Annotated in this window: 4 protein-coding genes and 1 tRNA gene; 2 read left to right on the top strand and 3 right to left on the bottom strand. The window is 50.4% G+C overall.

Features of this window, described 5'->3' with window-relative positions; translation table 11 throughout:
• Nucleotides 1–46: 46 nt before the first annotated feature.
• Nucleotides 47–123, bottom strand: a tRNA-Met gene (locus RMO35_RS10025).
• 197 nt (nt 124–320) lie between these two features.
• On the opposite strand from RMO35_RS10025, the gene zds reads away from it, so the two are divergent.
• Both zds and RMO35_RS10015 read left to right on the top strand, forming a co-directional pair.
• The gene (gene zds / locus RMO35_RS10020) at nt 321–1,760 is read left to right on the top strand and encodes a 9,9'-di-cis-zeta-carotene desaturase (RefSeq protein ID WP_309740827.1); all 1,440 of its coding nucleotides are present in this window, start codon (nt 321–323) and stop codon (nt 1,758–1,760) included.
• Nucleotides 1,761–1,925: 165 nt separating this feature from the next.
• Nucleotides 1,926–2,381: an SRPBCC family protein gene (locus RMO35_RS10015; RefSeq protein WP_309740829.1), complete on the top strand. Its 456-nt coding sequence runs from the start codon at nt 1,926–1,928 to the stop codon at nt 2,379–2,381.
• A gap of 170 nt (nt 2,382–2,551) precedes the next feature.
• On the opposite strand, the gene RMO35_RS10010 is transcribed toward RMO35_RS10015, so the two are convergent.
• Nucleotides 2,552–3,400: a pentapeptide repeat-containing protein gene (locus RMO35_RS10010; RefSeq protein WP_309740825.1), complete on the bottom strand. Its 849-nt coding sequence runs from the start codon at nt 3,398–3,400 to the stop codon at nt 2,552–2,554.
• A 218-nt stretch (nt 3,401–3,618) separates the two neighbouring features.
• The coding region (gene uvrC, locus RMO35_RS10005) for an excinuclease ABC subunit UvrC (protein ID WP_309740819.1) at nt 3,619–5,376 on the bottom strand (1,758 nt) is incomplete at its 5' end.

Here is a 5,376-nt window from a genome sequence, read left to right as displayed (position 1 = left end):
CAAATCAAAAAGCCGTACCTGAGTCAGGTACGGCTTTTTAATAATTTGGTGGCGGAGACTGGATTTGAACCAGCGACCTTCGGGTTATGAGCCCGACGAGCTACCAGGCTGCTCTACTCCGCGTCGTTTGTTTGCTTTTTTGCCAACTCAACTAATATAACATGACTTTTAAATAAATAGCAACTAGCAATCGCAAATACTTTGAGACGATCGCGCCAAGCTGGGACTTCTTACGAGAGATCGGCAATCTAGCGATGCACAAGTGCTTAAAAAATCTTAAAATCTGTAAAGATACATCAAACAAACCAGAAAATATAGATATGCGGGTTGCGATTGTTGGTGCGGGATTAGCAGGCATGGCTACGGCAGTCGATTTAGTCGATGCGGGACATGATGTAGAGATATTTGAATCGCGTGCCTTTGTCGGCGGCAAAGTCGGTAGCTGGGTGGACGATGGCGGCAATCACATCGAGATGGGACTGCATGTCTTCTTCAACAACTATGCCAATCTCTTCGCCCTGATGCAGCGGATCGGTGCGACTGATATCTTTTTACCCAAAGAACACGTCCATAATTTTGTCAATGCTGGCGGGGATATCGGGAAGCTCGATTTTAGATTTTTTCTCGGTGCGCCTTTTCACGGCTTAAAAGCATTTTTCACCACCGAACAACTGACGATCGTCGATAAGCTTCGCAATGCGCTCGCTCTGGGTACTAGTCCGATCGTGCCGGGACTAGTCAGCTATGAGACGGCGATGAAGATGATTCGCGAACTCGATTGCGTCAGTTTTGCCGATTGGTTTAGATCCCACGGCGGTAATAATCATAGTCTGCGCCGGATGTGGGATCCGATCGCCCTCGCGCTAGGCTTTATCGATACCGAAAATATCTCCGCCCGGTGTATGCTGACGATCTTTATGATGTTTGCGTCCAAAACCGAAGCATCGAAACTGAATATGTTAGTCGGTTCGCCAGCCGAGTACCTGCACAAACCGATCGTGGCTTATTTAGAATCAAAAGGGGCAAAAATTCATACGCGTCGCCAGTTACGGGAAATTAAATATACAGGCGCGGGCGATGATATTCACATTGATGGCTTTGCGATCGCTAACGGTGAAAATATCGAAACGATCGCCGCTGATGCCTACGTCTGCGCGTGTGATGTGCCGGGTATTCATCGCATTATACCAGCAGAGTGGCGCAAGTCTACATTTTTCGATAATATCTTCAAACTCGAAGCCGTCCCCGTCGCCACCGTCCAACTGCGCTTCGATGGTTGGGTGACAGAAATGCAAGACAAAGCCGAACGCCAGCAATTAGACCACGCTGCCGGACTCGATAATCTGCTCTACAGTGCCGATGCCGACTTTTCCTGCTTTGCGGATCTTGCGCTCACCAGTCCCGCAGACTATTATCGAGAAGGTGAAGGCTCGCTCCTCCAAGTAGTCCTAACCCCTGGTGAACCATTCATTCCGATGAAGAATGAAGATATCGTCGAGCATGTCCTCGAACAGGTACACACCCTCTTCCCCTCCGCCTGCGAACTCAATGTCACTTGGTCGAGCGTCGTCAAACTCGCCCAGTCCCTCTATCGCGAACGACCCGGCATGGATCCGTTCCGCCCCACCCAAGCCACCCCGATCGATAATTTCTTCCTCGCTGGTAGCTATACCGCCCAAGACTATATCGATAGTATGGAAGGCGCAACAATTTCCGGCAAACAAGCAGCTACTGCTATTCTCGATCGGTTTAGAGGGTAGATGGGAGAGGGTAGATGGGTAGATGGGTAGATGGGTAGATGAGTAGATGGATTAATCAGGAAAAGCCGAGATTTTACCCATTACCCATTACCTCTTACCCCTATCCCCTATCCCCTATCCCCTATCCCCTATCCCCAAACACCCAAGTCTGAATGGTTATAAAATATCGTTCAAGTTGAAGTTGCTGCCCCGATCGAGCATGTGTGGAATCTGTGGCATAATATCGAGCTGATGCCGCGCTGGATGAAGTGGATCGAATCGGTCAAAATCGTCGAAGACAATCCCGAACTCTCGCGGTGGAAGCTAGCGACGAAGACTCTAGAATTTACCTGGCTATCCCGAATTCTTCAGGAAATTCCCCATCAAATCATTCAGTGGGAATCGGTCGATGGGTTGCCCAATCGCGGGGCAATTAGATTTTACGATCGCAAGGAGTCGAGCATTGTCAAGCTGACTTTTACTTATGAAGTACCAGGTATCTTGGTGCTGCTGATGAATAATGATTTTGTCCGCAATGCTGTGGATGGGACGCTTCAGGCAGATATGGATCGATTTAGGGATTATGCGATGAACGAATTGGCGACTAATCCGGTTAATCCGAATACTGAAGATCTTCCTTAAGCTACTGCTATTGGATAACATTTTTCTACCGCGATCGAAATACCTGCTGGGTACTCGATCGTTATTTGCTGCTCGATTCGCGTTCCGTAAGCGCAAAGCGCAGGCGTTGCCAACGCGAAGCGTCTGCCTGCGCAGAGAGGCTCCGCCAACGAGCAACTCTAGACTTAGAGCTAACCATAGACATTCCCGTCAGGCATGATGGCACCCGTGAGTACCGCACCAATCAAGCGCACGGCAATTTTGCCGCCTACTCTTACCCTAGCGCCTGTGAGATCGGCACCACTGAGATCGGCACCGCTAAAATCGGCGCCAATGAGGTTAGCATCACGCAGGTTAGCGTTAGCGAGATTCGCCTGAAATAAGTTAGCCCTAAATAAGTTGGCTTTTTGAAGATTGGCACCCTGTAGATTTGCGCCATGTAAGAACGAATCTTGAAGATCGGTATTACTTAAATTCGCATTTGTCAAATTACGCCCGGAGAGATCCCGCTCGTTGAGACAACTCCCGCTCCAATCGACACCGCTAAGATCCGGGCGTTGCGGCGGGGTTCTAGCAGGTACTCGCGATTGTTGCTGGCGATTTGACAACCGCGTAGCTGGCGATTGCGGATAGCGAGATTCGGTCGTTCTGACAGGCTGGGAGGGCTTAGCTGCTTGGGGTTGTCGGACTGTGCGTGTTTCTTGCGAACGTGCGGACGTGCGGCGGGGTTGCTGGCGGGGGGAGCTTTGATAAGTCGATCCTCGATCGGGGACATGAGCCGATCGAGCCGCTGCGCCCGTCCCATTGGTACTATTATTGACACTGCTATTATTAGCTTGATATTCGCGGAGCTTATCGCGAGCGTTGTTGATTTCTTGAAGTTTAGCGTGGGCTTTTTCTTGCAGGCGGGGGCTATCTTGCGGCAACCTGTCGGGGTGCCAAACCAATGCCAGATCTTTATGTGCCTGGTTCACCTCTTCAAGCGATGCCCCAGGCTCTAAGTCGAGTGCTTTATACCAACACTGTAGATCTTCATTCATCTATCTAAAGTAGCACTGCTGCTGGCGAAGGTGGCTGCACTCATAGATTAAATTAATATTCTTTATAGGTAGCGATCTGCTACACTCAACACATTCGCTATAGATGCTGACGGGCGATCGTCGATCGTTACTTCTATTTAGCATCGCTAATTTGAGTTGAAGTCTTTCACTTTGCCAAACATTTCATTTCCTAGAAACCAATGCCCAAAGCCTAAAGCCTATTGCGGATGAAAATAACTATAGATTTCACTAGCTGTCTGCGCCCCAATCCCTGGCGCTTTGGCGAGATCTTCCACACTAGCAGCGCGAATGTAATCGATCGAGTGAAAATGCGCTAGCAGTTGCTTTTGACGATAGCTGCCCAATCCGGCAATATCATCTAGATAAGAGCGGGTTTGCTTTTGGCTGCGCTGCTGGCGGTGGAAGGTAATCGCAAAGCGGTGGGACTCATCCCGCACGCGGCGTAGCAATTGTACGCCGGGTTGTTCGGCTTCTGTCGGTAGCGGCAAAGTCTCGCCCGGTAAGAAGATTTCTTCACGCTGTTTTGCCAGACTGATAATCGACATTTTATCGGCTAAATTGAGTTCTTCCAGGACATTCATTACCGCAGATAGCTGTCCTTTCCCGCCATCGATCAGTACCACGTCGGGGAAGTCAGTACTGTCAGTATTTACACCGCCAGCATATTTACGAAAGCGGCGGCGGGCAATTTCGGCATGACTGGCATAATCATCGGAATGTCCGATCGTAATCTCTGGATTTTGGATCTTGTAGTGCCGATAATATTGCTTGGCAGGTACGCCGTCGATAAATACCACTTGCGATGCCACGGCATTCGAGCCTTGGATGTGGGAGATGTCAAAACCTTCAATCCGGCGCGGCATTTCTGGCAAGCTGAGAATTTCGGCGAGATCTTCGAGTGAGTTGAGATTGCGCTCAGATTGGCGCTGAAGCCGCGTTAGCTCGTGAACGGCATTTTTCTCGACCATCTCGATTAGCTCGGCTTTAAGCTGCCGCTGGGGGTTGACGATCGTCACTTTGCGACCTTTGAGATCGCTTAAATAACTTGCGAGAATATCACCGTCGGGGAGGGGATGTTGCACCAGGATTTCGGCGGGGATTTCTACAGAGTCGGCAGTGCGATAGTGTTCTTCCAAGACGCTTTGGAGGATCGCACCGAGATCTTCGGGTGAGGGATCTGCGGTTTCGATCGCGCTGAGGGACTGCACTTGGGCGGTGAAGCCCAATCGTCCGATCAATTTGCCCGCCCGGATCTGAAATAGCTGCACGCAGGCAGTCTTGCGATCGGCGGCGAGGGCGATCGCGTCGCGAGAGACGGTATCGTTAGGGAGAGCGACTTTTTGCTCGGCATTGAGCGCCGCCAGGTTGTTAAGTCTGTCGCGGATCGTGCCAGCTTGCTCGAAGTCCAGTCGCTCAGACGCTTGCTGCATTTGCGTCGCGAGGGTTTCGAGTAGTTCGCCAGTGCGACCTTGAAAGATCATTGCCACTTTCTCGACAGTTTGATGGTAGTCTTGGGGCGCTATCAGGCTCTGACAGACACCCGGACAGCGCCCGAGATCGTAGTTTAGACAGGGACGATCTTTAAATAAGGGCTGAGGGCGTTGCCGCAGCGGAAATGTCCGCTTGATTGTATACAGGACATTGCGGAGTAGATGAGCGTCTGTATATGGGCCATAATATTTATCCTTACCTCTACCAATCCGGCGATTGCGCGTCATCAGGATCCGGGGATAATCTTCCGACCAGGTAATCAGGATATAGGGATATTTTTTATCATCCTTGAGCAGCACGTTAAAATACGGCTGATGCTGCTTGATCAGATTGGCTTCTAATGCTAAGGCTTCAGCTTCGGTATCGGTAACGATAAATTCAATCTCGGCGACCTGGCGCACCATCATCGCAATCCGAGGGGAGTGATGGTTGCCATCGCGAAAGTAAGAGCGGACGCGGGAGCG

The organism is Chamaesiphon sp. OTE_20_metabat_361 (assembly GCF_031364565.1).
Note: the sequence above shows the minus strand (reverse complement) of the source record. Positions and strands in the feature narration are given on the sequence as shown.